Raw genomic sequence first — 23949 nt, forward strand, 5'->3', positions numbered from 1 at the left:
GTGCAAGAGGCGCTGGACAATCTGGCGCAGGGGCGCACGACGCTGGTCATCGCGCACCGGCTGTCAACCATCCGCAATGCCGACAAGATCGTCGTGATCGAAAGCGGCAGGGTTGTCGAAGAGGGCAGCCATGACCAGTTGATGGAACAGGGGGGGGCCTATGCCCGCCTTGTCGCGCTGCAATTCGGAGAAAGCCAATGACCCGTCAGATCATCCGCATCGCCGGCCCGGACCGCGCCGCCTTTCTGCAAGGGCTGGTAACGAACGATGTGCGGCGGGCGCCATGCTGGGCCGCGCTGCTGACGCCGCAGGGCAAATACCTGGCCGATTTCCTGATCGTGCCGCAGGATGACAGCGTGCCGCAGGGCGACAGCGTGCCGCAGGGCGGGGCGCTGCTTCTGGATGTGGATGCGCGGCTGGCCGATGACCTGATCCGGCGGCTGACAATGTACAGGCTTCGCTCGAACGTCACGATCGAGGCCGTGGACATGCCCGTTGCGCGCGGCACCGGCCCGGCCCCCGAGGGGGCCATTGCCGACCCGCGCCATGCGGCACTTGGCTGGCGGCTTTACGGTGCGGCGGGCGAGGATGGCAGCGACTGGGACGCGATTCGCGTGGCCCATTGCATCCCTGAAACCCTGATCGAGCTGATTCCCAACGAGACCTTCATCCTTGAGGCCGGGTTTGATCGCCTGAACGGTGTCGATTTTCGCAAGGGTTGTTATGTCGGGCAAGAGGTCACGGCCCGGATGAAGCACAAGACCGAACTGCGCAAGGGCCTGCGGGTGCTGCGCATCGAGGGCGAAGCCCCGACCGGCACCCCCATCACCCGCGACGGCCGCGAGATCGGCACGCTTTTCACCCGCTCGGATGCGCAGGTCATCGCCCATATCCGCTTTGACCGTTTGGGCGAGGGCATGGAGGCGGGCAAGGCGCGGCTGTTCGCCGACTGACGCAGATCTCACCCCGTCGCTGCCGCCCGGACGTAAGCGCGCTTCGCGCGCCGGCGGTCTGCGGGTGGCAGGGGACGCTTCGTCCGCCCGACGAATCCTGGCCCGGCCTGTGACGGGCACCGGCGACGTCGGCACCGGGATTGTTTCGTGGCCAGCCAACGATCCTGCTGGCCTGTTTGCAAATCATATGGTCAGACGCCTTTGAAGCAATCATGCCGTTTTTCTATAACATATTGATTTAACGATAGTATTGTGCAGATTTGATGCGAAACCAGCTTCCGTCAGCCATACGGTCCGCCGCAGGCATTTTGCAGGGGGTCCGGGGGGCGCACAGCCCCCCCGGCCATCGCGGGACGCAAATCATCCGGCGGTGACGGTACACCAGGAATGTCCGAAAAGCGCGGCAGGGGTATGCCGGCTGCTCTGCCAGGGTGCGGGCCGGTCCTACTGGTCGGGCGCGGTCTCTTGCTGTTCCGGCGCGGCTTCGTCATCGCCGCCGTCATTGCCGCCGTGATGGCCCCGGCGACTGCCCCGCTGTGCTTCACCGCCGCACAGTGCCCCCGGTCCGGTCAGCGCGTATTCGACCTGAACTTGCGCCGTGATCGACAGTTGCCCCGGGTGGACCGGGGTGGACGCGCCCTCGGCCATGTCGGCGGCCATCATTCGCATTCTCGGCTGCGGGCCGGGTTCCGAGGCCGTCTCTTGCATGCCGATAACCGGGCCGAGGGTCAGTCCGGCGGCTCCGGCCATCACCTCGGCCTTGTGGCGGGCATCGGCGACAGCGGCGCGGCGGGCCTGATCTTCTTCCTCACCGCTATCCTCGCGCAGAAAAGTGATGTCGGTGATCCGGTTCGCCCCCGCCTCGACAAGGCTGTCCAGCAGCTTACCCAACCCCACCAGATCGCTCACCCGGATCGTGATCACGTTGTTCGCCTCGTATCCCGTCAGCTTCGGCGCGCTGCCATCGCTGTAATCCATCACCGGATTGATCATCAGCCCGGATGTCTGGATGTCGGCCTCGGACAGTCCTTCTGCCATGGTCGTTATACTGATCAGGAGTGCCTGAACGGCGGCGTTCTGGCGCATGGCGGCGTCGGCCTGGGGGGCATGCGAGACGACGCCAATCTGGACCACCGCCAGATCGGGGGTGACGCGCGCCTCGCCCTGGCCTGTGACCTGCAATCGCGACATGGCCTTGCATCCATGTACATGGCCCGGCGCGGCGTCGGCGGCACCCGCCGCCACCGCCAACCCGGCAAAGACCGCCAGAACCCGCCAGCCCGGACATATCAGCATCAAATTCATCCCATCTTCCTCCCTATTATCTGCCCGAAAACGGCGGCACATTGCCGACCGTTCGGTTCTGTTCAGAGAAAAGCCATCACAGATACGCCAGTACCGCTTTTCTCACACCACAAATTGCGGTACTCCATTATAGAGGCCACCACATCGCGACATAAGGGCTGCGCGATGACATTTGAGCGACGAACACAGAAAATGAATAAACACGCCGCCCCCGAATTCGCCATGAGCTTTACGCAGGACGCCGTCCTGCTGGAGCGGCGCGACGGTCTGAACTGGCACCTGCTGGGTGAGGCACCCTTTGCGGGCCGAAATCTTGGTGCGGCGCTGAAGGCGCTGAGGGCGGATACCGGCCCGGCACCGGAACAACCCGATACCGTGCTGGTCATTCCCGACGAACAGATCCTGTATACGCGGCTGACGGTCTCGCCCGGTGCCGACCTGCCGCCGACCATCGCGCGCGCGCTTGAGGGGATGACCTCGTTTCAGGCCGATGAACTGGTCTTCGACTGGTGCCCCGATGTGGATGGCAAGATCGACAGCCTGCGCGTTGCCGTGGTCGCCCGCAGCACGCTGGAAGAGGCCGAGGAATTTGCGCTGGCGCAGGGGTTTCGCCCGGTCGGGTTCGTCGCCCGGCCCGGTGACGACCGCTTTGATGGCCAGCCCGATTTCGGCGGCTCGCGTCAGGTGCCGGACCATCGCGCCCCGCCGCCGGTCAGCCGCCCCGATCTGCATCAGGCGGCGATCACGTCGGACCGGATCGAGATCGACGATACCGAGGTTGCCCCGCCTGTCATCTCGCGCATCGTGCCGCATTATGTCGCGCCGCAGCCGCCCCGGCAGGCAGCGGATATGGACCTGCCGCAAACGCCCGTGACCCCGGTTGCCGACGATCCGCCAAAGGCCGGGGCCGCGCCCGTGACCAACAAGGCGGCCCCGGTGATCCGGCATGGCGAACAACGCAAAGAGCGCGCGCCAGGCAAGCTGTCGCCGCGTGCCGAGGCAGTTCACGCCCGCGCCGCCGAGGCCCGCGCCCGCCGTCCCGTGGTGCGTCCGGATGAGGATACGCGCCATGACCAGGCATCGCGGCTGCGCCATCTGAAGCCCGGCCCGCTGGCAACACTGATCGGGCTGCTGGCCGTGGGGCTGCTGGCGGTCCTGCTGTTCGTTGGCGGCGAACCCGAAAACCGGCAGATCGCCGATGCCGCCGCGCCGCCCCCGCAACAGGACAGCGCCGCGCCGGAGGCGGTCGCGGCCCCCGTTCGGCCCTTGGTCACGACGTCTGCCGAGCCGCCATCCGCCGCGTCCCCGGCTGCCGTGACCCCGGCTGCGGCAACCGCCGCGCCGCCGGCTGCAGAATCCGCGCCAGCGCCCGAAAAACCCGGCCCGACCGCCGATGCCACAGCGCCTGCCACATCATCCGTCGCCGCGCAGACTCCGCCCGAACCGGTTGCGCCGGTCGGGCAAACGGTGCTGCCGCCGGATGATCCGCTGACCGCCGCGCTGGCCGAGGCTCTGGGTGACAACGCCGTTGCGCAGACGTCTCCGCCTTCGGTTCCGGCCCGGACCATTGCGCAGGCCGAACCTCCTGCGGCGATCACGACTCCGGCTGCGCCCGCCGAGGCCCCGCCTGTCCCGGCACCTGCGCCAAAGGCGGATACCAATGTCCGCAGCGGGACCGCGCCTGCCGCAATACCTGCCCAGGCAAAGCCCGCCCCGCTTCCCGAGCCCGTGCCCCCTGCGGCCCGTGCCGCCCGGCAGCCCAAGGCGACTCCGCCCGCCCCGCCTCCGGGGCTGCGGACATCGGCGCGCCCCCCCCATGCGACGCCGGAGCAGGCACAGCCGCCCGCCGCACCCGATGCGCGCCCTGCCGTTCCGACCAATCCGCTGCCCTATACGCAGCGCAACGATGCTGCGCCGGAACCCATGGCCGCCCGCCGCCCGCCTGCGCGGCCTGCGCGGCCCGCCTTGGCCGCACCTGCCTCGTCTGAATCTGCCACCTCTGAACCCGCCGCGCCGCAACCGGCCAAACCCGCATCCGGGATGTCGCAGCGCCCGCCTGCGCGCCCGGCCGGTCTGTCTCAGCGCGAGGAGGGCAGCCTGTCCGAGGAATATGCCCCGCCCCTGACCGCGACCGAACGCGCCGAAATCCAGCAATTGCTGCGCGATCTGCGGGTCGCACAGGCCGGGGCAAACGGGCTGTCACAGGCTGAAGGAGATGCGCTTGCCCGGCTGGCCAAGCTGCGTCCGCAGCGTCGGCCCGTTGCGGTAAACGCGCCCGCCGAGAATGCGGTGCGCAACGCCGTGGCCGAGGCCGTGGGCAATTCGGCCCGCCCGCCGACACGCGGCGGCGGCAACGCATCGGCTGTCGCGCCCCCGCCCGCTGCCACCCCCGCCAGCGCCAGTACGGCCGGGGTGCTGCAACAATCGGTGCGGCCGCAGGCCAAACCGAAATCCCTGGCCTCGCAATCCGGGGCCGGTCCGGGCAGTTCCAGCCTGTCGAATGCCGCGGTCGAAGAAGCCATCGCCGCAGCCGTTTCGAATGGTGGATCTGCCTCCGGCGCCGTCGCCCTGACGGCGCTGAGTTCGTCCTTGCCGCCGCCCCGGCGCAGCGGCGGCAACCGGTCCGCCGCCGCAGCCACGGCGCCATCCGGCCCAAGCGATGCCGATCTGCGCGCCGCCGCCGAGGCGCAGGCCGCCGAACAGCGCCGGATGGATGCGGAATTGCAGGCCCAGGCCGAGGCCCGTATCCGTGCCCGCGCCGCCGCCGATGCCCGCGCCGAGGCCGACGCCCGCGCCCAGGCTGAGGCCCGCGCTCGTGCCCAGGCCGAAGCCGAGGCCCGCGCTGCCGCCGCGCGCAAGCAGACCTATACCCCGCCCGAGGCCGAGAACGAACCCGATGTCGCGCTGAAGGTGCCCGAAGGCCGGTCCGCGCCCTCTGTCTCGGCCGCTGCCACAGTCAAGGATGGTATCCAGATCAGCCGCACGCAGATCATCGGCACCATCGGCGCGGGCAAGGCCAGCCGGGCGCTGGTCCGCCTGTCAAACGGCAAGATCATCACCCTGCGCCTTGGCGACCGGATCAATGGCGGCACAATCACCGCCATTGGCAACAGCCAGATCACATTCGTCAAGGGCGGCAGCCAGCAGCAGCTTTCGGTACTGAACGGCCAATAATCTTTTATGGAAAATTTCCTGCTTCTGTCCTCGGTCTACCTGATCACGATGGTGGTCGCCGTGCCGCTTTCGGCGCGTCTGGGGTTGGGGTCGGTGCTGGGATACCTTGCCTGCGGCATCCTGATCGGCCCGGTCCTTCAGTTGACGGGCAGCGAAATGAGCGATTTGCGGCATTTCGCCGAATTTGGCGTCGTCATGATGCTGTTTCTGATCGGGCTGGAGCTTGAACCGCGCAGCCTGTGGAATATGCGCCACAAGCTGCTTGGCCTTGGCGGTGCGCAGCTTGGGCTGACCATCGCGGTAATCACGGCGGTGGGGCTGCTGTCGGGGCTGCACTGGCGGCTGGCGCTGACGCTGGGGCTGATCCTGTCGCTCAGTTCAACCGCGATCGTGTTGCAGACACTGACCGAAAAGGGGCTGATGCGCACGAATGGCGGGCGCGCGGCGTTTTCGGTGCTGCTGACACAGGATATTGCGGTGATCCCGATGATCGCGCTGATGCCGCTGCTGTCGCCCTTCAGTCGCAGCACCGGGGCCGATGGCAAGGAACATATCGGCCAGACCCTGATGGCCGGCCTGCCGGGATGGGCGACGACACTGGTGACACTGGCCGCCGTCGGTGTGGTGATCCTGCTGGGGCAGTATCTGATTCGCCCGATCTTTCGCTTTGTCGTCTCGTCCCGCCTGCGCGAGATGGAGACAGCGATGGCGCTGCTGATCGTGGTGGGCATCGCGTCGCTGATGATTCTTGTGGGGCTGTCGCCCGCTTTGGGCACCTTTATCGCCGGGGTGATGCTGGCCGGATCCGAATTCCGGCACGAGCTTGAATCCCAGATCGAGCCCTTCAAGGGCCTGCTTCTGGGCCTGTTCTTCATCACCGTCGGCGCGGGCATGGATTTTCACCTGCTGTTCGATGACCCGCTGACCATCCTGTCGATCACGGCGGCGCTGATCGCTGCCAAGGCATCGGTGTTGTGGGTCATCGCCCGCTGGAGCCGCATGTCGCGCGACGACCGGTCACTGTTCACCCTGTCGCTGGCCCAGGCCGGCGAGTTCGGTTTTGTCCTGATCTCGGTCGGGCTGTCGCTGGCGATCCTGCCGCGCAACGTGGCGGGCAAGGCGCTGCTGATCATCGGGCTGACCATGCTGGCTACGCCGCTGCTGTTCATCATCCATGCCCAGATTGCCCGCAGGCGCGGCGAGCCCGAGGATCACGCGCAGCAGGATCATATCGACGAACAGCAGCCAATCATTATCGCGGGGGTGGGCCGCTTCGGGCAGGTCATCAACCGCATGGTGACGATGTCGGGTTTCCAGACCACGGTTCTCGATCACGACCTGAAGGTCATCCAGTTGATGCGGCGCTTTGGTTTCAAGGGCTATTTCGGCGACCCGACCCGACCCGAGATTCTGGCCGCCGCCGGTCTTGACAAGGCCCGCGTGCTGGTTGCCGCGCTGGACGACCCCGAGGCGAATGTCAAACTGATCCGCTATGCGCGCGAAAGACGTCCCGACCTGCACATCATCGCCCGCGCCCGCGACCGGGTGAATGTCTATCAGCTTCACGCGGCGGGGGCCGATGACATCGTGCGCGAAATGTTTGACAGTTCGCTGCGGGCGGCACGATATGTTCTTGAAAATGCAGGTCTTTCAGAGTTTGAGGCGGCCGAGCTTGAGAATATCTTTTACCGCCTTGACCGCGCCTCGCTGCGTGAACTGGCGGAATTGTGGGATCCGGATGTGCCGGTTGACAACAATGCCGACTATATCCGCCGCAGCCGCGAGTTGAACAGCACGCTGGAAGCCGCCCTGATGGAGCGTTTCAAGGACAGCCCGGACGACGAGTCCGAGGATGAGGATGCGGAGGAACAAGACCCCGAACACGGCCTGACCCTTGCAGATCGTGGCAAAAGGCTGGGCGGGCGTCCCTGACCTGCCGCGTCTTGCCGGACTCAGGAAAACAGCCGGTCCAGCGCGTGGTCCAGCGGTGCCGGGTCGCGCAGGGACAGGCGTACGGGCAGGGCAAGGACGTTGCGGCGGAAATCGCGGGGCAGGCGCGCGGCGTCCTTTTCGGTTGTGACCAGTTGCGCGCCGGTCAGCCGGGCCTCGGTTGTCAGGCGGGTCAGAAGGCGCGGCGTAAAGGGCTGGTGATCCTCCAGCGCCTCGCCGCGAACCAGTTCGACCCCCAGCCCGCGCAGTGTGGCAAAGAATTTCTCGGGGTGGCCGATCCCGGCAAAGGCCAGCACGCGCTGGCCCTGCCAGTCGATTCCGGTTTGCAGCGGAGCCAGCTCGCCCCGCAGATGCGGCAGGCCCTGGGGGGCGCTGAACCGTGCCTGTGCCTGATCCGGGCCGATGGACAGCAGCAAATCGGCGCGCGCAAGCCCGGTCGTGACGGGTTCGCGCAATGGTCCGGCGGGCAGGCACAGGCCATTGCCAAAGCCCCTTGCGGCATCAACGACCACCAGTGACAGGTCATGGATCAGCGCCGGATCCTGAAAGCCGTCATCCAGAATGATCGCCTGCGCGCCTGCCGCGGTTGCCGCCTGTGCACCCGCGCACCGGTCATCGGCAACCCAGACCGGCCCGAACGCGGCCATCAGCAGCGGCTCGTCTCCGGTCAGGGCGGCGTCGTGGTTGCGCTCGTCCACCAGCAAGGGCCCCTTGGCGTTGCCGCCATACCCGCGAGAGACGACATGCGCCGCGATCCCCCGCTGCTGCAAAAGCTGTTGCAGGTAAATGACGGTCGGTGTCTTGCCGGTGCCGCCGGCATTGATATTGCCGACACAGATTACCGGCACGTCGGCGCGCTGCCCAGGCCCCTGTGCCAGTCTTTTGGCCGTGGCGCGCGCATAAAGCCATCCCAGCGGGGCCAGCAGGCGGGCGGTCAGCGTGGGCGGGCGCTTATACCAGAAGGCGGGCGCGCGCTTCATGGCCGGACCCGTGGCAGGGTTTTCAGCACCGCTGCCGCGATCTGTGTGGCGACGCCTGCGCCCGCCGTGCTGACGGTCCAGGCGTTCTGGGCAAGACTTGCGGTGATGTCGGGTTGGGTCAGCTCGGCGATGGCGGTGGCCAGACCGGCGGCATCGGCCACGGGGCGCGCCGCCCTTGCGCCGTTCAGTTGCACCCATTCCGCCGCATGGCGCGTGGTCGCCGGGCCGTGGATGATGGCCGAACCAAGTGCGGCGGGTTCGAACGGATGCAGCGCAAGATCGTTCTCGCCTGCCAGCGTCCCGCCCATATAGCAGACCGGGGCCAGCCGGTACCACAGCCCCAGCTCGGTCGGCCCGTCCGAGATCATCACCTCGACCTCTTCGGTTGGTTCCTCGTCCAGGTCACGGCGCGCAACATTCATTCCGCTGGCCTCGATACCGGCGGCCAGCGGCTCGACCCGGCGTGCGTCGGATGGCACCAGAAACAGCAAGGCACGGTGCGACTGGCGCAGCGCGGCGCGGTGGGCGTCCAGAACGGCGGCTTCTTCCGATGGCGGAACGCAGGCGGCCAGCCATGTGTGACGTCCCTTCAGCAGCAGCGCAAGGGCCGCGCGTTCGGGTTCGACGCAGGGCAGGGGCGGGCGCGTCTCGGTCACGGGGCCGGTCATGCTGATCCGGTGACGAGGGGCGTTCATGCGCAGTGCAATGGCCTCGCTGTCGTGATCGACCACCAGAATGGTCTGGATCCGCCCCAGCAATTCGCGGCGCATGCTTGCCCCAAGTTGCCAGGAAGTGTCGCGAAGTTGCAGGCGGGCATTGGCAAGGATGACCGGAATGCCGTGATCCGACATGGCCACGATCAGCGCAGGCGGCAGATCCGCCCCCAGAAGCAGCGTCGCGGCCGGGCGCGCGCGGGCAAGCTGGTTCATGGCAAGCAGATCAATGCCGAAATCGGGCATGTCGATGGAGGCCAGATCAAGCAGCCGGATATCCGGGCGCTTTTTCCGCAGGATCGTCGTGACCTGCCGCGCCGCCGCCGTCTGATCCGCCGCTGTCGAAATGACGACCAGCGGCCCGTTACCTGCGGGCACGGGGACAGAAACCGGGCCGGTCGTGGTCTGGCCGCCAAGATGCAGCCACAACCCCAGCTTTCCGAACCCCGGAGGTGCCATCAGCCGCCCAGTTCCTCGGTCGGGCTGGCGGGGGTTTCCTCGTCGCGCAGCCGGTGCAGATGGGCGATGAAGTAACGGGTGTGGGCGCTGTCCACGGTGCGCTGCGCCTCGGCTTTCCATGCCTGATAGGCCCTGGCGTAATTGGGGAATACGCCAACGATGTGGACTTTGTCGGTGTCGCGGAACTCGGTTCGCTGCGGATCGACAAGTTCTCCGCCGAAAACGAGGTGAAGGCGTTGGGTCATGATGCTGTCCTGACTGTTCGCAACGCCATGTTGTGTAGCCCGCCGCGAAGGTAAGATGAAGCGCGTTTGTCTAAAAACCGCAAGGCTTTGCATTTGCGCGATCATAAAACAGGTGCTAGGGATCGGTTACGGGCCAGAAGGCCGGATCCGATCCCGTCAGGTTGTGCATTGTGTTCTTGCGCAATTCGGGGTGGGGGAATTCCGGCAGGGGTGCCCGGAGGTTCCTCTTGAGGATGGTGCCGGTATCGGCGTCCGGGATTCCTTGGCCCGGACGTGTTTTTCCCAGTATGTTTGTCTTCCGGTCAGGCGACGACAGCTTGTCGCCTAAAGGCCGGTCAGTTCCATGATCACGGCCCATTCCTCGTCGGAAACGGGTTGGACCGACAGGCGGCTGTTATTGACCAGCACCATGTCCTTCAGGCGCGGATTGGCCTTTGCTTCGTCCAGCGAGATCGGACGAGGCAGCTTTTGCACCGCCTTCACATCGACACACTCCCATTTCGGGTCGGTGGCCTTGCTGTCGGGATGGGCCTCGGCGATCACCTCGACGATACCCACGGCCTCTTTGCCGATATTCGAGTGATAGAACAGCCCGCGTTCGCCGATCTTCATGGCGCGCATATTGTTGCGTGCCTGATAGTTGCGCACGCCGTCCCATTCCTCGCCGGTATCGCCTTTCGCGACCAGATCGTCCCAGCCAAAGACATCGGGTTCGGATTTGAACAGCCAATGGGCCATCAGCCGATCACCTTCTTCCATTCGATCACCTGCACGGCTTCGAAAAGGCTCGCCGCCTTGTAGGGATCGCCGGCCGCCCAGTTTTCGGCATCGGCCAGCGTGCCGGTGTCAAGGATGATCAGGGATCCGCGCATCTCGCCCTCTTCGATCAGGGGGCCGGCCATGGTGACGATGCCGGTATCGCGGACATAGGCCAGATGCGCGTCGCGCGTGTCCAGACGGGTTTGCAGGGCACCGGGCTTGTCCCGGCAAATCACGGCGAAAAGTGGCATCATTCCTCCTTCAGGGGGCGGTTCATCAGGTATTCCATGGCGTTTTCCACTGAAATCGCGCCTTCCGCAAGCTTTGCGACCAGCGCGGCGATGGGGGTATCCTCGCCCAGACGGCGGGCAAGGTCGCTGACGGCGCGGGCTGTGGCGGCACCTTCGACGGTGGTTGTGGGATCGAAATCCTGCCCGGCGCCGATGGCCTGGCCAAAGCGGAAATTGCGCGATTGCGGCGAGGTGCAGGTCAGCGTCAGATCGCCCAGACCCGACAGCCCGGCCAGCGTTTCGGGCCGCGCGTCCAGACGGGTGGCAAGGCGCGTCATCTCGGCAAAGCCGCGCGTGACGATGGCGGCGCGTGCACTGTCGCCCAGACCCGCGCCGATCACCGCGCCCGCCGCAATGGCAATGACATTCTTCAGCGCGCCGCCCAGTTCCGCCCCGGCCACATCTGTCGTACGATACAGCCGCAGCACCGGCGTGGACAGCGCGTGTTGCAGCGCCTTGCCGCAGGCCGGATCGGCGCAGGCCAGCGTCAGCGCGGTGGGCAGGCCGCGCGCGATGTCGGCAGCGAAAGAGGGGCCGCTGAGAACGGCGACGGTCGCGTCGGGGCAAGCCCCGGCGATCAGATGCGAGGGGCCGGTCAGGCGAAGCAGATCTATGCCTTTGGCGGTGCTGATCAGGGTCTTGCCGTTCAGCGCACGGGCATTTTCGTCCAGAAAGCCGCGCAGCGCCTGAGCGGGCAGGGCCAGAAGGATCGTGTCGGCCCGCGTGGCCGTGGCCAGATCAGAGGTAACGGTGATGGCCGGGGGAATCGGGATGCCGGGCAGGCGCGGGTTTTCCCCGTGCCATCCGGGATTGCGGCCCCACAGCGTGACCGCGCCGTTCGCGGTCAGCGCAAGGGCCAGCGACGTGCCAAAGGCCCCCGCGCCAAGGATCGCGATGCCGGTCATGCCTTGGCTCCTTTCCTGCCGCCGCCAAGCATGGGGGCGGCGTGCTTGTCCAGCGGCCAGCGGGGGCGGGCCGTCAGGTCCATGCCGTCGCGCCCGCCGTCACGGAACCGTTCGATTCCCGCCCATGCAATCATCGCGGCATTGTCGGTGCACAGCCGCAGAGGCGGGGCAAGGAAACGGGCGCCCGCCGCTGTGGCAACCTGTTTCAGTGCCGCCCGGATCGCCCCGTTCGCGGCCACGCCCCCCGCTACGGCCAGAACCGGGGCGGGGCTGGCAGCCAGTGCGCGGCGGGATTTTTCGGCCAGTACCTCGGCCACGGCTGTCTGGAAGGCAGCGCAAAGATCGGCCCGGTCGGACTGGCGCAGCCCGCCCTGTCCGGCGATCAGTTGATCGCGCAGCCGCAGCGCGGCGGTTTTCAGCCCCGAGAACGACATGTCGCAGCCGGGCCGGTCCAGCAGCGGGCGCGGCAGGTCGAACCGGTCGGGATCGCCTTGCATCGCCTCGGCCTCGACCGCGGGGCCTCCGGGTTGGGGCAGCGCCAGAAGGCGCGCCAGCTTGTCGAAAGCCTCGCCCGGCGCGTCGTCGATGGTGCCGCCAAGCCGGGTAAAATCCTGCGGGCCATCGACGCGCAGGAACTGGCAATGTCCGCCCGAGACCAGCAGCATCAGATAGGGAAAGCCGATGCCATCGGTCAGGCGCGGCGTCAGCGCGTGGCCCGCCAGATGGTTCACCCCCACCAGCGGCAACCCCGAGCCCGCCGCGATGCCCTTGGCCATCATGACCCCCGCCATGACGCCGCCGATCAGTCCCGGACCGGCGGTCACGGCGATGCCGTCAAGATCGCGCAGCGCGGTGCCTGATTCAGCCAGCGCCTGTTCAATGCACAGATCCAGACGCTCGGCATGGGCGCGGGCGGCGATTTCAGGGACGACGCCGCCGAAATCGGCGTGCAGGTCGGTCTGACCCGCCACGACCGAGGACAGAATCCGCCGGTCGCCAGTGACAATGGCGGCAGCGGTATCGTCGCAACTGCTTTCGATGCCAAGAAAAACGGTGTCGTCCATGCTCTTGCCGGGCGGAAAATTGACGCTTACCCCTGACCCCGTAACATCGCCGCAGGGGGAATGCCAATGCCAAGCACGCTTCTGCTGACCCGGCCTCAGGCCGATTCGCGGCGTTTTCAGGCGATGCTGCCGGGGGTGCGGGCGGTGATTTCGCCTATTCTGCGGATCGAACCCGTGGCCCATGACGCGGACAGGCTGCGGGCGGCGGGCGGGTTCGTGTTCACTTCGGCCCATGCCGTGCCGGCCGCCGGGCCGGGGCAGGGGCGGCTGGCGCTGTGCGTGGGCAAGAGGACGGCGCAGGTCGCGCGCGAGGCCGGATTCAGCGTGCGAGAGGGCAAGGGTTTCGCCGAAAGCCTGCTGCCGCTGATCCGTGCCGCGCCGGTGCCGCTGCTGCATCTGCATGGCCGCCATGTCGCGCGGACGCTGCCGGTCGAGGGGGTGGTGGTCTATGATCAGGTGGCGGAACCGCTGAACGCGGATGCACGCGCGCTGCTATCTGGTCCGGGGCGGGTGCTTCTGCCGCTGTTTTCGGCCAGATCTGCCCGGCTGGTGGCGGCACAGGTTTCCGATGCGGCAGCCCTCTTATTCCCCGTTGCCGTCAGCCCTGCGGTGATGCAGGCTTGGGCTGGACCCATGGCCGGACAGGCCGTGGCAAGATTTCCGACTGCCGAGGCGATGGTTGCAGCAATCCGTCGCCTTATGGCAGATGAACAAAGCTGATCACGGCGGGTTGAGGCCACGGCCCGGCGTGAGTAGGCTGATACCGGACGACCCGGCGGCTGTGATGCCTCCGAGGCACGCGATGACGGGGAGCTGACGTGACAAAGCCAAGCAAGAGTTCGACCAAATCGGAAACCTCGAAGGACTTGGTTCCCGAGGATTCACCGCAAGCGAAGAAAGAGCCGGCCAAACCGGATGTGATCGCCACCGCCGATTCCGGTGCGGGAACGGGCAAATCCGTCGCTGCAACCGGAGGCGAGGTCAAGCCTGCCGAATCGACGCTGGTCGGCAAGGCGGAAAATGGCATTCCCGCCGCAGAGGTCAGGCCCGCGAAAGCCGGGGCCGGGGCCGAATCGGCCAAATCCGACAAGCCCGAACCGGCAAAGCCCGAACCGGCAAAGGATGGGACGAAGCCCGTCATGCTTGAGAAATCGGCCAAGGCTGATTCGCCGACCGAACCGGCCTCGCGGCCCGCTTCGCAGCCGGAAAAGACGCCCGCGCCAGTCCAGAACGTCACGGTTCAGAAAACCGGCTTCTGGCAGGTGCTGTTCGGCGGGGTGGTTGCCGCCGGTCTTGGGGCCGGGGCGACCTATTACTGGGCGATGCAGCAGCCCCCGCGCGTGGACCCGGCCGTGATCGAGGCGCAGGCGATCAGCGCCGCCGAGGCCGCTGCCCGCCGGATCGCCGAAGAAAGCGCCGCGAATCAGCAGGCGCCGCAGATCCCCGAGGAGATCACCCAATTGCCCGCCCGGATCGACGCGGTCGAGGCCGCGCTGAACGCTTTGCCGGGCGATCAGGGTGTCTTGCCCGCGCTGCAAGCCGCGCTTGAGGCGCAGGCCGAGCGGATCGTCGCCCTTGAGGCGATTGCCAATGCCGCGCCGGTCGCTGCCGGGGACGATGCGCTTGGGCAGACCGTGGCCCGGTTGCAGGCGCAAATCGCTCAGCAGGCCGGTCAGATCGACCAGTTGGTCAGCCGTCCCGCAATCTCGCCCGAGGTGGCGGCGCAGGTGCAGGCTCTGGCCGGGCAGGCCGATGCGCTGCAACAGCAGATTCAGGCCGCCGCCCAACAGGCGCAATCGCAGATCGCAGAAGCGCAGGCCGAGGCGGCCAGGCTGCAAGAGGCCGCGCAGGACAGCACCCGGCGCGCGCAGGCGGTGGCGGCGGTGGCCGCGTTGCAGGCCGCGCTGGATCGCGGTGTGACGGCGGAGGACGCGAAACAGGCGCTGGCAGGCGCGGGTCTGGATGCCCCCGAGGCGCTGCAACGCGACGTTCCCAGCCTTGAGGGCCTGCAGGCCAGCTTTGGCGAGGCGGCGCGGGCGTCCCTGCGCGCCACACTGCGCGAGGACAGCACTCAGGGCGGCAATGTCCTGACGAATTTCCTGCGGGCACAGGTCGGTGCGCGATCAGTCCAGCCGCGCGAAGGCGATGATGCCGACGCAATCCTGTCGCGGGCGAATGCCCTGGTCGAGGCGGGCGACATCGCCGGCGCGCTGACCGAGATGGCGGCGCTGCCCGAACCTGCCGCCACGGCCCCGGCCATGGCGCAATGGCTGACCGATGCCGCAGCCTATCGCGACGCCCATGCCGCGCTGAACGACCTGTCGGCTGAAACGAACTGAGGACCACGCCCATGATACTGTCCTTGCTGAAAATCCTGTTCTTTTTCGCCGTGGTTCTGGCCGCCGCGCTTGGGGCCATGCGCCTGTCCGAAACCGGGCAGACGCTGCTGGTCCAGTTTGGCGGCATGGAATATGTGCTGACGCCGGTGAAGGCGGTGGTGGTGCTGGCAGTGCTGATGATCGCCGCTTGGGCGGTGGTCAGGCTGCTGGGCTTTGCGCTGGCCTTTGTCCGCTTTCTGGCGGGCGACGAAACCGCCATCGACCGCTATTTCGCGCGCTCGCGCCAGCGCAAGGGCTATGCCGCCCTGTCCGAGGGGATGCTGGCCGTCGCCTCGGGCGAGGGCAAGCTGGCCATGGCCAAGGCCGCAAAGGCCGAACGCCTGCTTGATCAGCCGCATATCACCAATCTGCTGACCGCCCAGGCTGCCGAGGTGGCCGGTGACAAGGCCCGCGCGCATGCCATGTATCGCAAGCTGCTGGACGACGACCGCACCCGCTTTGTCGGGATTCGCGGATTGATGCGGCAGAAACTGGATGACGGCGATACGCATGGCGCGATGCTGCTGGCGCAGAAAGCCTATGCGCTGAAGCCCGGCCACAAGGAAATGCAGGATACGCTGCTGCAATTGCAGACCCGCGAACATGACTGGAAAGGGGCCCGCCAACTGCTGAAGGACAAGCGGCGGCAGGGCGATATTCCCAAGGATGTCGCCCTTCGCCGCGAGGCTGTTCTGGCCCTGCAAGAGGCCAGCGACGTGCTGGCGCAAGGGGCCTCGATCAGCGCGCGCGAGGCGGCGATTTCCGCCGCCAAGGCCTCGCCCGATCTGGTTCCGGCGGCGGCGCTTGCCGCGCGCAGCTATATCGCGCAGCAGGATTTCCGCAACGCTTCGCGCGTGATTGAAAAGACCTGGTCGGTCCGCCCGCATCCGGATCTGGCCACCGTCTATGCCGAGATCGTCCCGGACGAGACCCCGGCGGCGCGGCTGAAACGGTTCCAGCGGCTGATCGCGAAAAAGCCCGATGACGAGGAATCCCGCCTGCTGAAGGCCGAATTGCTGCTGGCCGCCGAGGATTTTCCCGGTGCCCGCCGCGCCCTTGGCGATCTGGCCGAGACGCATCCGACCACGCGGACCTTGTCGATCATGGCCGCCATCGAACGCGGCGAGGGGGCGCAGGACAGCGTCGTCCGGGGCTGGCTGGCGCGGGCGCTGACAGCCTCGCGCGGGCCGCAATGGGTCTGCGACAAATGCCATAATGTCATGGCCGACTGGGCACCCGTTTGCGACAGTTGCGGCGGTTTCGACACGCTGACCTGGCGCGAGCCCGAGCACAGGCAATCGGCGGGGTCGGGGGCCGAGATGCTGCCCCTGCTGGTCGGCGCACCAAAGCCCGATGCAGGACAGCCCATGGCCGCAGCCGAAGTCGAGATCAGCGCCCCCAAGGCGGCACCGTCGCCGAAAAAGAATGGCGGGCGCGTCGAGGTCGCGGATGTCGCGCCGGGAATGGTGCCGCGCGAGGATGATTATATCGAGGTCGATCCTTCCAGCACGATCACCACGCCCGAAAAACCCGCATCGACAGAACCTGCCCCGATCCGCCCCGATGTCGAACCGCCCGAGACCAAGGCCAAGGGAAATCAGGTGGGCAAGGCGTAGAACTGTGAAGAGGGGCGCGAAAAATGCGCGCGCCCTCTTTTCCCCTGCGCCGGAACCTGCTATCCGGCGCGGCACAACCAGATGCCGGTGTAGCTCAGCTGGTAGAGCACGTCATTCGTAATGATGGGGTCGGGGGTTCGAGTCCCTTCACCGGCACCATGGTTGAGAAAAAGGAAAGGCCGGTCCCTCGGGACCGGCCTTTCCTTTGCGCGGGGTGGCGTGCCGCTGAACGCGCGGGGCTGCGGACTCAGCGCCGCCCCAGTATCCTGCCGACCAGCGGTGCGAGGGTGATGACGATCACCATGCGCAGCAGGTGGTGGCTGACGACATAGGCCAGATCGGCCCCGGCGATGATGGCGATGACGACCATTTCGGCCTGACCTCCGGGCAGGAAGGCCAGAAAGGCCTCTAGCGCGGGGGCGATGCTCAGCCAGGTGATCGCCTCGATGAAAAGCAGGCTGATCAGCGCCATCAGTACCGCATAGGCCAGCCCTGCGGTCACGTCGATGCGCAATTCGCGCGCGGTGATTCCCGCATATTTCACGCCGACGGCGATGCCGATAAAGAACTGCGCCGCCTGAATGATTTCGGCGGGGGGGCGGTGCTGGATGATGCCTGCCAGCGACAGCCCCGCCGTCAGGATCATCGGGCCAAGGATCGAGGCACCGAACAGGCCCAGACGCTCGGCGATCTTCCAGCCGAAGAAACCGGCGGCGATCATGATCAGGATCTCGGTCGGGGCCAGCGCGCGGATCGGTGCCCCCGGCGGCTGCGACAGATCGATGTTCCAGTAAACGCTCATCAGCAGCGGCGCGATGGTCACGACGACCAGCACCCGCGTCGCATGGATCAGTGACAGCGCGCGCACATCGCCGCCCGCCTCTTCGCCAAAGACCAGCATGTCCTGCAATCCGCCCGGCATGGCCGCATACCACGCGGTCGCGTGATCAAAGCCAAAGACGCGCCGGAACAGCGGATAGCCGACAAGCGCGATCACCCCGATGAACAGCGGCACGAACATCAGCGAGGCGGCAATGTCGGGCAGCGTTTGCAGAACTTCGGGTGTGATGGCCGAGCCGACAGCAACGCCCAGAAATGTCCGCATAAAGACGCCAAGCTGCCCCGCCCCCGCCAGCCTTGCCCCGGCCAGCGCCGCGACCAGACAGGCCAGCATCGGCCCCAGCAGCATCGGCAGCGGCAGATGAAGAAGCAAAAACAGCGATGCGCCCATCGCGGCCAGCGCGAAGGTCAGCAGGCGGCGTCTTGTCAAACCCATGATATTCCAGCTTTGCGCGCGGAGGCAGGGCAGGGGTATTCCCGCAAGGCCGGGATGTCAAAGCGTTTTGCCGTTGCGTTCCTTGGGGCTTGGCGCGGCGCGGGGTGCATGCTAGACCGGATCCGTTCTCAGGGCGGGGTGCAATTCCCCACCGGCGGTCACAGCCCGCGAGCGCCTTTCGCAAGGAAGGGTCAGCAGATCCGGTGAAACTCCGGGGCCGACGGTAACAGTCCGGATGAAAGAGAAACGTCGTCGCACCTTTCGGGGCGGCTGACGCCAATGCTCTGGGGCCTGACGCTGTTTAACGGAGGGTTCCGATTATGACCAAGACCAATTCCCGCATCGCCTTTATCAAGGCCCGCTGGCACGCCGACATCGTCGATCGCGCCCATGACGGTTTCATGGCCGAACAGCCAAGGCTGATCCCCGGCGCGCAGGTCGATGCCTTTGATGTACCCGGCGCGTTCGAGATGCCGCTGCTGGCCAAGAAGCTGGCGCAAAGCGGCAAATACGACGCCGTGGTCGCGGCGGCCTTTGTGGTCGATGGCGGCATCTATCGCCATGATTTCGTCGCGGCTGCGGTCGTCACCGGGCTGATGAATGTCGGGCTGGAAACCGGGGTGCCATGTTTCTCGGTCTCGCTGACGCCGCATAACTATCAGGAGGTGCCCGCGATGATCGCCTTTTTCCGCGAGCATTTCGTGAAAAAGGGGGCCGAGGCCGCCGAGGCCGTGCGTCAGGTTCTGGCGCTGGACGCGCAGCTTGCCGCAGATGAACGTCCGGCCGTTGCCTGACAGCCTGCCCGCCTTTGCCTTTGCCAGCGCGACCGAAATCCTGTTCGGGCGCGGACTGGCCACCGCCGCGCCATCGCGGATTGCTGCGCTGGGGCGGCGGGTGCTGCTGGTACATGGCTCGGATGCGGCGCGCAGCGCCGGGTTGCGCGCGGGGCTGGTAGATGCGGGCTGTCAGGTCGCGGGCTTTTCCGTCCCGCAAGAACCCGACATGGCGTTGATCAAGGCGGGGCTGGACACCGCGCGCGATGCGCAGGCGCAGGTCGTGGTTGCGATGGGCGGCGGGGCCGTGATCGACGCGGGCAAGGCCATTGCTGCGCTGGTGCCCGCCACGCGGCCGATGCTGGACCATCTTGAGGTCGTGGGGCAGGGCCTGCCGCTGGATCATCCGCCCCTGCCATTCGTCGCCCTTCCGACCACTGCGGGCACCGGGGCCGAGGTCACGCGTAACGCCGTGATCGCGGTTCCTGAATATCGCCGCAAGGTCAGTCTGCGCGATGCGCGGATGCTGCCCCGGCTGGCCATCGTCGATCCCGCGCTGACCGATCACTGCCCGCGCGCGGTCACGCTGGCTTCGGGGCTGGACGCCGTTACGCAGGTGATCGAGCCTTATGTTTGTACCCGCGCGAATCCCTTGACCGACGCGCTGTGCCGCGATGCCATCCCGCGCGGGCTGGCCGCGCTGATCTGGCTGATGCAGGCCGAAGATCCGCGCGCCCGCGACGAGATGGCATGGGTCAGCCTGTGTGGCGGTCTGGCGCTGGCCAATGCCGGACTGGGGGCGGTGCATGGGTTGGCCGGACCCTTGGGCGGGCTGACCGGCGCGGCGCATGGTGCGCTTTGCGGTGTGCTGCTGCCCCATGTGCTGATCGCCAACCGGGCGGTGGCGGGCGGTGGCCAGTCTGCCGCGCGGATGGATGAGGTGGGGCGCTGGATCGGTGCAGCGCTTGGTCATGCGGATGCCGATCTGCCGCAGGCGGCGCGCCACATCGCCGACTGGTCGCGCGCGGCGGGTCTGCCCGCACTGACGGAGCTTGGAGTGGACAGCGAGGCGCAGGCTGCGGCGGCCGGGGCTGCGGCCAGTTCGTCCTCGATGAAGGCCAATCCCGCCCCGCTGACGGCAGAGGATCTGCGGCGCGTCATGACGGCGGCGGGTTAGGGCAGGGCGACCCCGCCCTCGTCCTTCAGCGTTTTCAGCACGATTTCCGACCGCACCTGCGCCACTTGCGGATGCGGCAGCAGATGGCGATGCACGAAATCGGCAAAGGCGTCCAGATCGCGGGCGCGGATGTCCAGCACGTAATCTGCATCCCCCGATACTGAAAAGGCCGAACGAATCTGTGGGTGGCTGGCGACGAAGCGGGCGAAATCGTCCTCTTTGCCCTGCCCGTGGCTGGACAGGTTCACCCGGATGATCGCGCGCAGGCCATATCCCATCCGCGCCGGATCCAGCCGCGCGGCATAGCCACGGATCACGCCCGCCTGCTCCAGCCCGGTGCGGCGGCGCGAACATTGCGAGGCGGACAGCCCCACCACCTCGGCCAGCGCGGCATTGGTCATCGCGCCATCCCTTTGTAGCGCGGTCAGGATTGCAAGATCAAAGCCGTCCATATGCATTTCGTGCACCATTATGAAAATATGCGCGTGTTTCGTGCGAATTTGACCCTAATTTCTGCCATTTCGCAAGAACCATGCGCCCCGAACGCGTCATGATCAGGGGGAAGCGACAGGAATGCAGCCAAGCAAGGAGGATCGCATGGGACCGTTTCCCCACAATGCCCCCAAGGCAACCATCAGCGCCGCCAACCCTGCCGGCACGGACGGGTTCGAATTTGTCGAATACGCCCATCCGCAGCCAAAGGTGCTGGACACCATCTTTCGCCAGATGGGCTTTGTCCCGGTGGCAAAGCACAAGATGAAGAACATCACCCTCTATCGTCAGGGTGACATCAACTATCTTCTGAACGCTGATCCCGACAGCCATGCGGCAGGCTTTGTCCGTGAACATGGCCCCTGCGCCCCCGCGATGGCCTGGCGTGTGGTTGATGCGCAGGAGGCGTTAAAGCGGGCGCTGGATCTGGGGGCTACGGAATATACCGGCCCCGGAAAATCCATCGACGCGCCTGCGGTCTTTGGCATCGGCGGATCGCTTTTGTATTTCATCGACCGTTATGGCGATGCCGGCAGCGCCTATGAGGCCGGTTACGACTGGCTGGGCGATCCTGACCCGAAGCCCAGCGGCTTTGGCTTCTACTATCTGGATCACCTGACCCATAACGTCATTCGCGGTAATATGGACACCTGGTACAAGTTCTATCACGACACGTTCAATTTCCGCGAAATCAAGTTCTTTGACATCAAGGGCAAGCAGACCGGGCTTGTCAGCCGCGCCCTGACCAGCCCCGATGGCAAGATCCGTATCCCCATCAACGAAAGTACCGACGATCACAGCCAGATCGAGGAATATCTGAAGGAATACAAGGGCGAAGGCATCCAGCACATCGCCATCGCCTCGAACGACATCTATGCCGGTACCGACCTCATCTCTGATGCCGGAATGGAATTCATGCCGGGACCGCCCGATGTCTATTACGACATGTCCCACAAGCGCGTGACCGGCCATGACGAGCCGCTGGAGCGTATGAAAAAGCACGGTATTCTGATCGACGGCGAAGGCGTGGTCGGCGGGGGCGAGACGCGGATTCTGTTGCAGATCTTTTCGAAAACCGTGATTGGACCGATCTTTTTCGAGTTTATCCAGCGCAAGGGCGATGACGGTTTTGGCGAGGGGAATTTTCGTGCCCTGTTTGAATCGATCGAGGAAGACCAGATCCGTCGCGGCGTGCTTAGCGCCGAAACGGCGGGTTGACGCGGCATGGGCTGGCAGGATTACCCCTCAGCCCCCGCACCCGGAACCGTCATCTGCGCGGCGGATGACGTGACCGGCGTGCACGCGCTGACCGTGGCGACCGGCAAGGGCGATTTCCCGATTCTGGTTGCCCGGTCGGGCAACGGGTTTTGTGCCTATGTCAACGCCTGCCCGCATCAATACCTGCCGCTGGATTATCGCGGCAGGCAATTGCAGTCGGCGGATGGCACGATGATCCTGTGTACCAATCATGGCGCCCGCTTCGACCTCGCAACCGGCGTGGCGGTTGATGGCGCGGATTGCGGGCTTGACAGAGTGCCGGTCGAATGCGCCGCAGGCGTCATCCGCATCGCCGTGGAATAAGCGCGGAAAAGCATTCCCCCGCGATCCTGTCCCGAAATCGCGGAAACCCGCAGGTCACGTCGAGCGTTACGGCATCCGCGCAGGTGCAATATTTCGGTGATATAGCCTGACGACTTTCTTCTGATTATGTTGTCAGGCTATAACCATTTGATTTCACGCTGATGCTGCGCCAATTTGATGATCAAATTGGCTTCCGTCAGCTATACCTGTGCCGTTTACCTGTGCCGGAGCTCCCTCATGTGTCGGCAGCGCCGGATTTATTGCGTCCCGCGGCAGCCGGGGGCGCTGCGCCCCCCGGACCCCCCGCTACCCTCGCGGTGGATCTGCCGGTGTCGGTGGCCACCCGCAGACCGGCTGCGCGCGCAGCGCGCCTGGGGCCGGGCGGCAGCGACGGGGCGGGCTTTGCACGCCCCGCGCCCCCTTTCTCGCAAGTTCGGGCCGGTCTGCGCCTGACAATCGTTCGATGGGACGGTATGGCCGGACGCGCAGAAAATGATCAGGTTGCCGGGCTGTAATCTTTTGATTTGACGCTGATTATGCGCAGGTTTTGCTGATCAGGATCAGCTTGCGTCAGCGATACCAGAAAGCCCTTTGCACCAACGCCATCAGCGGCTCGATGTCGTCCGCTGGCCCTCTGCCGCGCCTGTCACGATCGTCGCGTCGGCCTTGCTTCGCCTATCGCGCGGGGCGATCAGGTGTCAGTCTTGTGCCCGCCCCGCGCCTTCAGATGCGCGTCGGCGCAATCGTCCGGCAGTTCGATCTCGATGGTGCTGTGGATGATGTTGAAATCTTCGTAGAGCCTGGTTTTGGCCTGCCGGATCACTTTGCTGAAACCTTGCGTTCCGACCACCAGATGCACCGAGGCGGCGCTGCGTTTTTCGTCGATCTGCCACAGATGCAGGTGATGGGCGCCGTCGACGCCGTCGATCCCGCGCAGCGCGGTCAGCACCATCCGGGGATCGATGCCCGGCGGCGCGGCCAGCATCAGCATGCGAAAGACCGGGCCGATTTCCATGCTGACATGCCACAGGATCACCGCCGAAATCGCCAGGGTCAGGATCGGGTCCGCCGGGTTCCAGCCAAAGGCCCAGATCAGCGCGCCGCCAATCAGCACCGCGACCGAGACCCCGGCATCGGCCAGATTGTGCAAAAAGGCCGCGCGGATGTTCATGCTGTCCTTCGACAGCCGCCAGACCAGCGCCGCCGTGCCCAGATCGACGATCAGCGCCAGGGTTGCCAGCGCCATGACCAGCCCGCCGCCGACCTCGGGCGGGTGGGCCAGCCGGCCCATGGCTTCGATGACCAGCCAGAGGGAAATCGCGATCAGCGCCAGATAGTTGACGAATGCGGCGACGATTTCGGCCCGACCCCAGCCATAGCTCCAGGCCGGGGTCGAAGGGCGCTGCGCCAGCCGCCGCGCGCCAAAGGCCAGCACCAGCGCCATCGCATCCGACAGGTTATGCACGCCGTCGGCAATCAGCGCGGTGGAATCGGCCACCAGCCCGCCGCCAATCTGCGCGGCGGTCAGCGCAAGATTGATCAGCACCGCCCAGCCGATCATGCCGTCGCCGCCATGGCTGTGCCCATGCCCGTGATGGTGCCCGTGATGGTGGCTGTGCGAATGGGCCATCAATGCGCCTCGGCCCAGTTCGCGCCCTGACCGGCATCGACGATCAGCGGCACGGACAGTTTCACCGCAGGCTCGGCCGCATTCTCCATCACCTCGCGCGCGGAGGCGATCAGGGCGTCCACCGCATCCTCGTGCACCTCGAAGACCAGTTCGTCATGGACCTGCAACAGCATTGTCGCGGGCAGGTCGCGGATCGCGTCGGGCATGCGGATCATGGCGCGGCGGATGA

Annotated in this window: 22 protein-coding genes, 1 tRNA gene, 1 pseudogene and 1 riboswitch; of the genes and pseudogenes, 12 read left to right on the top strand and 12 right to left on the bottom strand. The window is 66.2% G+C overall.

Translation table 11 applies throughout. From position 1 onward, the window contains the following. Together ACK5L9_RS16720 and ACK5L9_RS16725 are read left to right on the top strand one after the other, a co-directional pair. Positions 1-201: pseudogene (locus tag ACK5L9_RS16720) on the top strand (ABC transporter ATP-binding protein); the annotation flags it as partial. Continuing rightward, positions 198-953, top strand: coding sequence for a YgfZ/GcvT domain-containing protein (locus ACK5L9_RS16725; protein ID WP_416912590.1), 756 nt, complete (start codon positions 198-200; stop codon positions 951-953). The pseudogene ACK5L9_RS16720 and the gene ACK5L9_RS16725, both read left to right, overlap by 4 nt. Before the next feature lie 444 nt (positions 954-1397). On the opposite strand, the gene ACK5L9_RS16730 is transcribed toward ACK5L9_RS16725, so the two are convergent. Continuing rightward, positions 1398-2258, bottom strand: coding sequence for an SIMPL domain-containing protein (locus tag ACK5L9_RS16730; protein WP_416912591.1), 861 nt, complete (start codon positions 2256-2258; stop codon positions 1398-1400). A gap of 192 nt (positions 2259-2450) precedes the next feature. Here ACK5L9_RS16730 and ACK5L9_RS16735 point away from each other — a divergent pair, with 192 nt between their 5' ends. Both ACK5L9_RS16735 and ACK5L9_RS16740 read left to right on the top strand, forming a co-directional pair. Then, the gene (locus ACK5L9_RS16735; RefSeq protein ID WP_416912592.1) at positions 2451-5432 is read left to right on the top strand and encodes a hypothetical protein; all 2982 of its coding nucleotides are present in this window, start codon (positions 2451-2453) and stop codon (positions 5430-5432) included. Between the two features lie 6 nt (positions 5433-5438). Further along, complete coding sequence (locus tag ACK5L9_RS16740; protein ID WP_416912593.1) at positions 5439-7364, top strand: cation:proton antiporter; 1926 nt, start codon at positions 5439-5441, stop codon at positions 7362-7364. Between the two features lie 20 nt (positions 7365-7384). On the opposite strand, the gene lpxK is transcribed toward ACK5L9_RS16740, so the two are convergent. From lpxK to tsaD, 7 genes are all read right to left on the bottom strand, one after another. Next, positions 7385-8362, bottom strand: coding sequence for a tetraacyldisaccharide 4'-kinase (gene lpxK, locus ACK5L9_RS16745; protein WP_416912594.1), 978 nt, complete (start codon positions 8360-8362; stop codon positions 7385-7387). Next, complete coding sequence (locus ACK5L9_RS16750; protein ID WP_416912595.1) at positions 8359-9534, bottom strand: 3-deoxy-D-manno-octulosonic acid transferase; 1176 nt, start codon at positions 9532-9534, stop codon at positions 8359-8361. The genes lpxK and ACK5L9_RS16750 overlap by 4 nt, the downstream gene beginning before the upstream one ends. Next, positions 9534-9779 carry a DUF4170 domain-containing protein gene (locus ACK5L9_RS16755; RefSeq protein ID WP_416912596.1) on the bottom strand — a complete coding sequence of 82 codons (246 nt, stop codon included), beginning with the start codon at positions 9777-9779 and terminating at the stop codon, positions 9534-9536. The genes ACK5L9_RS16750 and ACK5L9_RS16755 overlap by 1 nt, the downstream gene beginning before the upstream one ends. A gap of 324 nt (positions 9780-10103) precedes the next feature. After that, on the bottom strand, positions 10104-10517 hold the full coding sequence (locus ACK5L9_RS16760) for an EVE domain-containing protein (protein ID WP_416912609.1): 414 nt from the start codon (positions 10515-10517) through the stop codon (positions 10104-10106). Then, on the bottom strand, positions 10517-10789 hold the full coding sequence (locus tag ACK5L9_RS16765; RefSeq protein ID WP_416912610.1) for a YciI family protein: 273 nt from the start codon (positions 10787-10789) through the stop codon (positions 10517-10519). Before ACK5L9_RS16765 ends, ACK5L9_RS16760 begins: the two co-directional genes overlap by 1 nt. Beyond that, the gene (locus ACK5L9_RS16770) at positions 10789-11733 is read right to left on the bottom strand and encodes an NAD(P)H-dependent glycerol-3-phosphate dehydrogenase (protein ID WP_416912597.1); all 945 of its coding nucleotides are present in this window, start codon (positions 11731-11733) and stop codon (positions 10789-10791) included. The genes ACK5L9_RS16765 and ACK5L9_RS16770 overlap by 1 nt, the downstream gene beginning before the upstream one ends. Further along, positions 11730-12797, bottom strand: coding sequence for a tRNA (adenosine(37)-N6)-threonylcarbamoyltransferase complex transferase subunit TsaD (gene tsaD, locus ACK5L9_RS16775; RefSeq protein ID WP_416912598.1), 1068 nt, complete (start codon positions 12795-12797; stop codon positions 11730-11732). The genes ACK5L9_RS16770 and tsaD overlap by 4 nt, the downstream gene beginning before the upstream one ends. A 66-nt stretch (positions 12798-12863) precedes the next feature. Between tsaD and ACK5L9_RS16780 the strand changes: the two genes are divergently transcribed. The 4 genes from ACK5L9_RS16780 (at position 12864) to ACK5L9_RS16795 (ending at position 16950) form a co-directional block, all read left to right on the top strand. After that, the gene (locus ACK5L9_RS16780) at positions 12864-13517 is read left to right on the top strand and encodes a uroporphyrinogen-III synthase (protein ID WP_416912599.1); all 654 of its coding nucleotides are present in this window, start codon (positions 12864-12866) and stop codon (positions 13515-13517) included. A 98-nt stretch (positions 13518-13615) separates the two neighbouring features. After that, positions 13616-15136, top strand: coding sequence for a hypothetical protein (locus ACK5L9_RS16785; protein ID WP_416912600.1), 1521 nt, complete (start codon positions 13616-13618; stop codon positions 15134-15136). An 11-nt stretch (positions 15137-15147) separates the two neighbouring features. Beyond that, positions 15148-16791 (top strand): heme biosynthesis protein HemY, encoded by a 1644-nt coding sequence (locus ACK5L9_RS16790; RefSeq protein WP_416912601.1) that lies wholly within the window; start codon positions 15148-15150, stop codon positions 16789-16791. Positions 16792-16874: 83 nt separating this feature from the next. Beyond that, positions 16875-16950: transfer RNA gene (locus ACK5L9_RS16795), tRNA-Thr, on the top strand. A gap of 88 nt (positions 16951-17038) precedes the next feature. Here ACK5L9_RS16795 and ACK5L9_RS16800 read toward each other — a convergent pair. Continuing rightward, positions 17039-18067: an AbrB family transcriptional regulator gene (locus tag ACK5L9_RS16800; RefSeq protein WP_416912602.1), complete on the bottom strand. Its 1029-nt coding sequence runs from the start codon at positions 18065-18067 to the stop codon at positions 17039-17041. 120 nt (positions 18068-18187) lie between these two features. Further along, positions 18188-18318: riboswitch (FMN riboswitch) on the top strand. Between the two features lie 69 nt (positions 18319-18387). On the opposite strand from ACK5L9_RS16800, the gene ACK5L9_RS16805 reads away from it, so the two are divergent. Both ACK5L9_RS16805 and ACK5L9_RS16810 read left to right on the top strand, forming a co-directional pair. Continuing rightward, positions 18388-18861 (top strand): 6,7-dimethyl-8-ribityllumazine synthase, encoded by a 474-nt coding sequence (locus ACK5L9_RS16805; protein WP_416912603.1) that lies wholly within the window; start codon positions 18388-18390, stop codon positions 18859-18861. 4 nt (positions 18862-18865) lie between these two features. Then, positions 18866-20017 carry an iron-containing alcohol dehydrogenase gene (locus ACK5L9_RS16810; RefSeq protein WP_416912611.1) on the top strand — a complete coding sequence of 384 codons (1152 nt, stop codon included), beginning with the start codon at positions 18866-18868 and terminating at the stop codon, positions 20015-20017. Here the strand turns inward: ACK5L9_RS16810 and ACK5L9_RS16815 are convergent. Beyond that, on the bottom strand, positions 20014-20469 hold the full coding sequence (locus tag ACK5L9_RS16815; protein ID WP_416912604.1) for an Lrp/AsnC family transcriptional regulator: 456 nt from the start codon (positions 20467-20469) through the stop codon (positions 20014-20016). The genes ACK5L9_RS16810 and ACK5L9_RS16815 overlap by 4 nt on opposite strands. A 145-nt stretch (positions 20470-20614) precedes the next feature. On the opposite strand from ACK5L9_RS16815, the gene hppD reads away from it, so the two are divergent. Both hppD and ACK5L9_RS16825 read left to right on the top strand, forming a co-directional pair. Continuing rightward, positions 20615-21727, top strand: coding sequence for a 4-hydroxyphenylpyruvate dioxygenase (gene hppD / locus ACK5L9_RS16820; protein WP_416912605.1), 1113 nt, complete (start codon positions 20615-20617; stop codon positions 21725-21727). Positions 21728-21733: 6 nt separating this feature from the next. Next, positions 21734-22090, top strand: a complete 357-nt coding sequence (locus tag ACK5L9_RS16825; RefSeq protein ID WP_416912606.1) for a Rieske (2Fe-2S) protein — start codon at positions 21734-21736, stop codon at positions 22088-22090. 691 nt (positions 22091-22781) lie between these two features. Here ACK5L9_RS16825 and ACK5L9_RS16830 read toward each other — a convergent pair. Together ACK5L9_RS16830 and ACK5L9_RS16835 are read right to left on the bottom strand one after the other, a co-directional pair. Then, positions 22782-23720, bottom strand: coding sequence for a cation diffusion facilitator family transporter (locus ACK5L9_RS16830; RefSeq protein ID WP_416912607.1), 939 nt, complete (start codon positions 23718-23720; stop codon positions 22782-22784). Then, positions 23720-23949, bottom strand: a 230-nt coding sequence (locus ACK5L9_RS16835) for a DNA polymerase (RefSeq protein WP_416912608.1), incomplete at its 5' end; no start/stop codon positions are given. The genes ACK5L9_RS16830 and ACK5L9_RS16835, both read right to left, overlap by 1 nt.

This window comes from Paracoccus sp. (in: a-proteobacteria), from assembly GCF_047973135.1.
GTDB lineage: Bacteria > Pseudomonadota > Alphaproteobacteria > Rhodobacterales > Rhodobacteraceae > Paracoccus.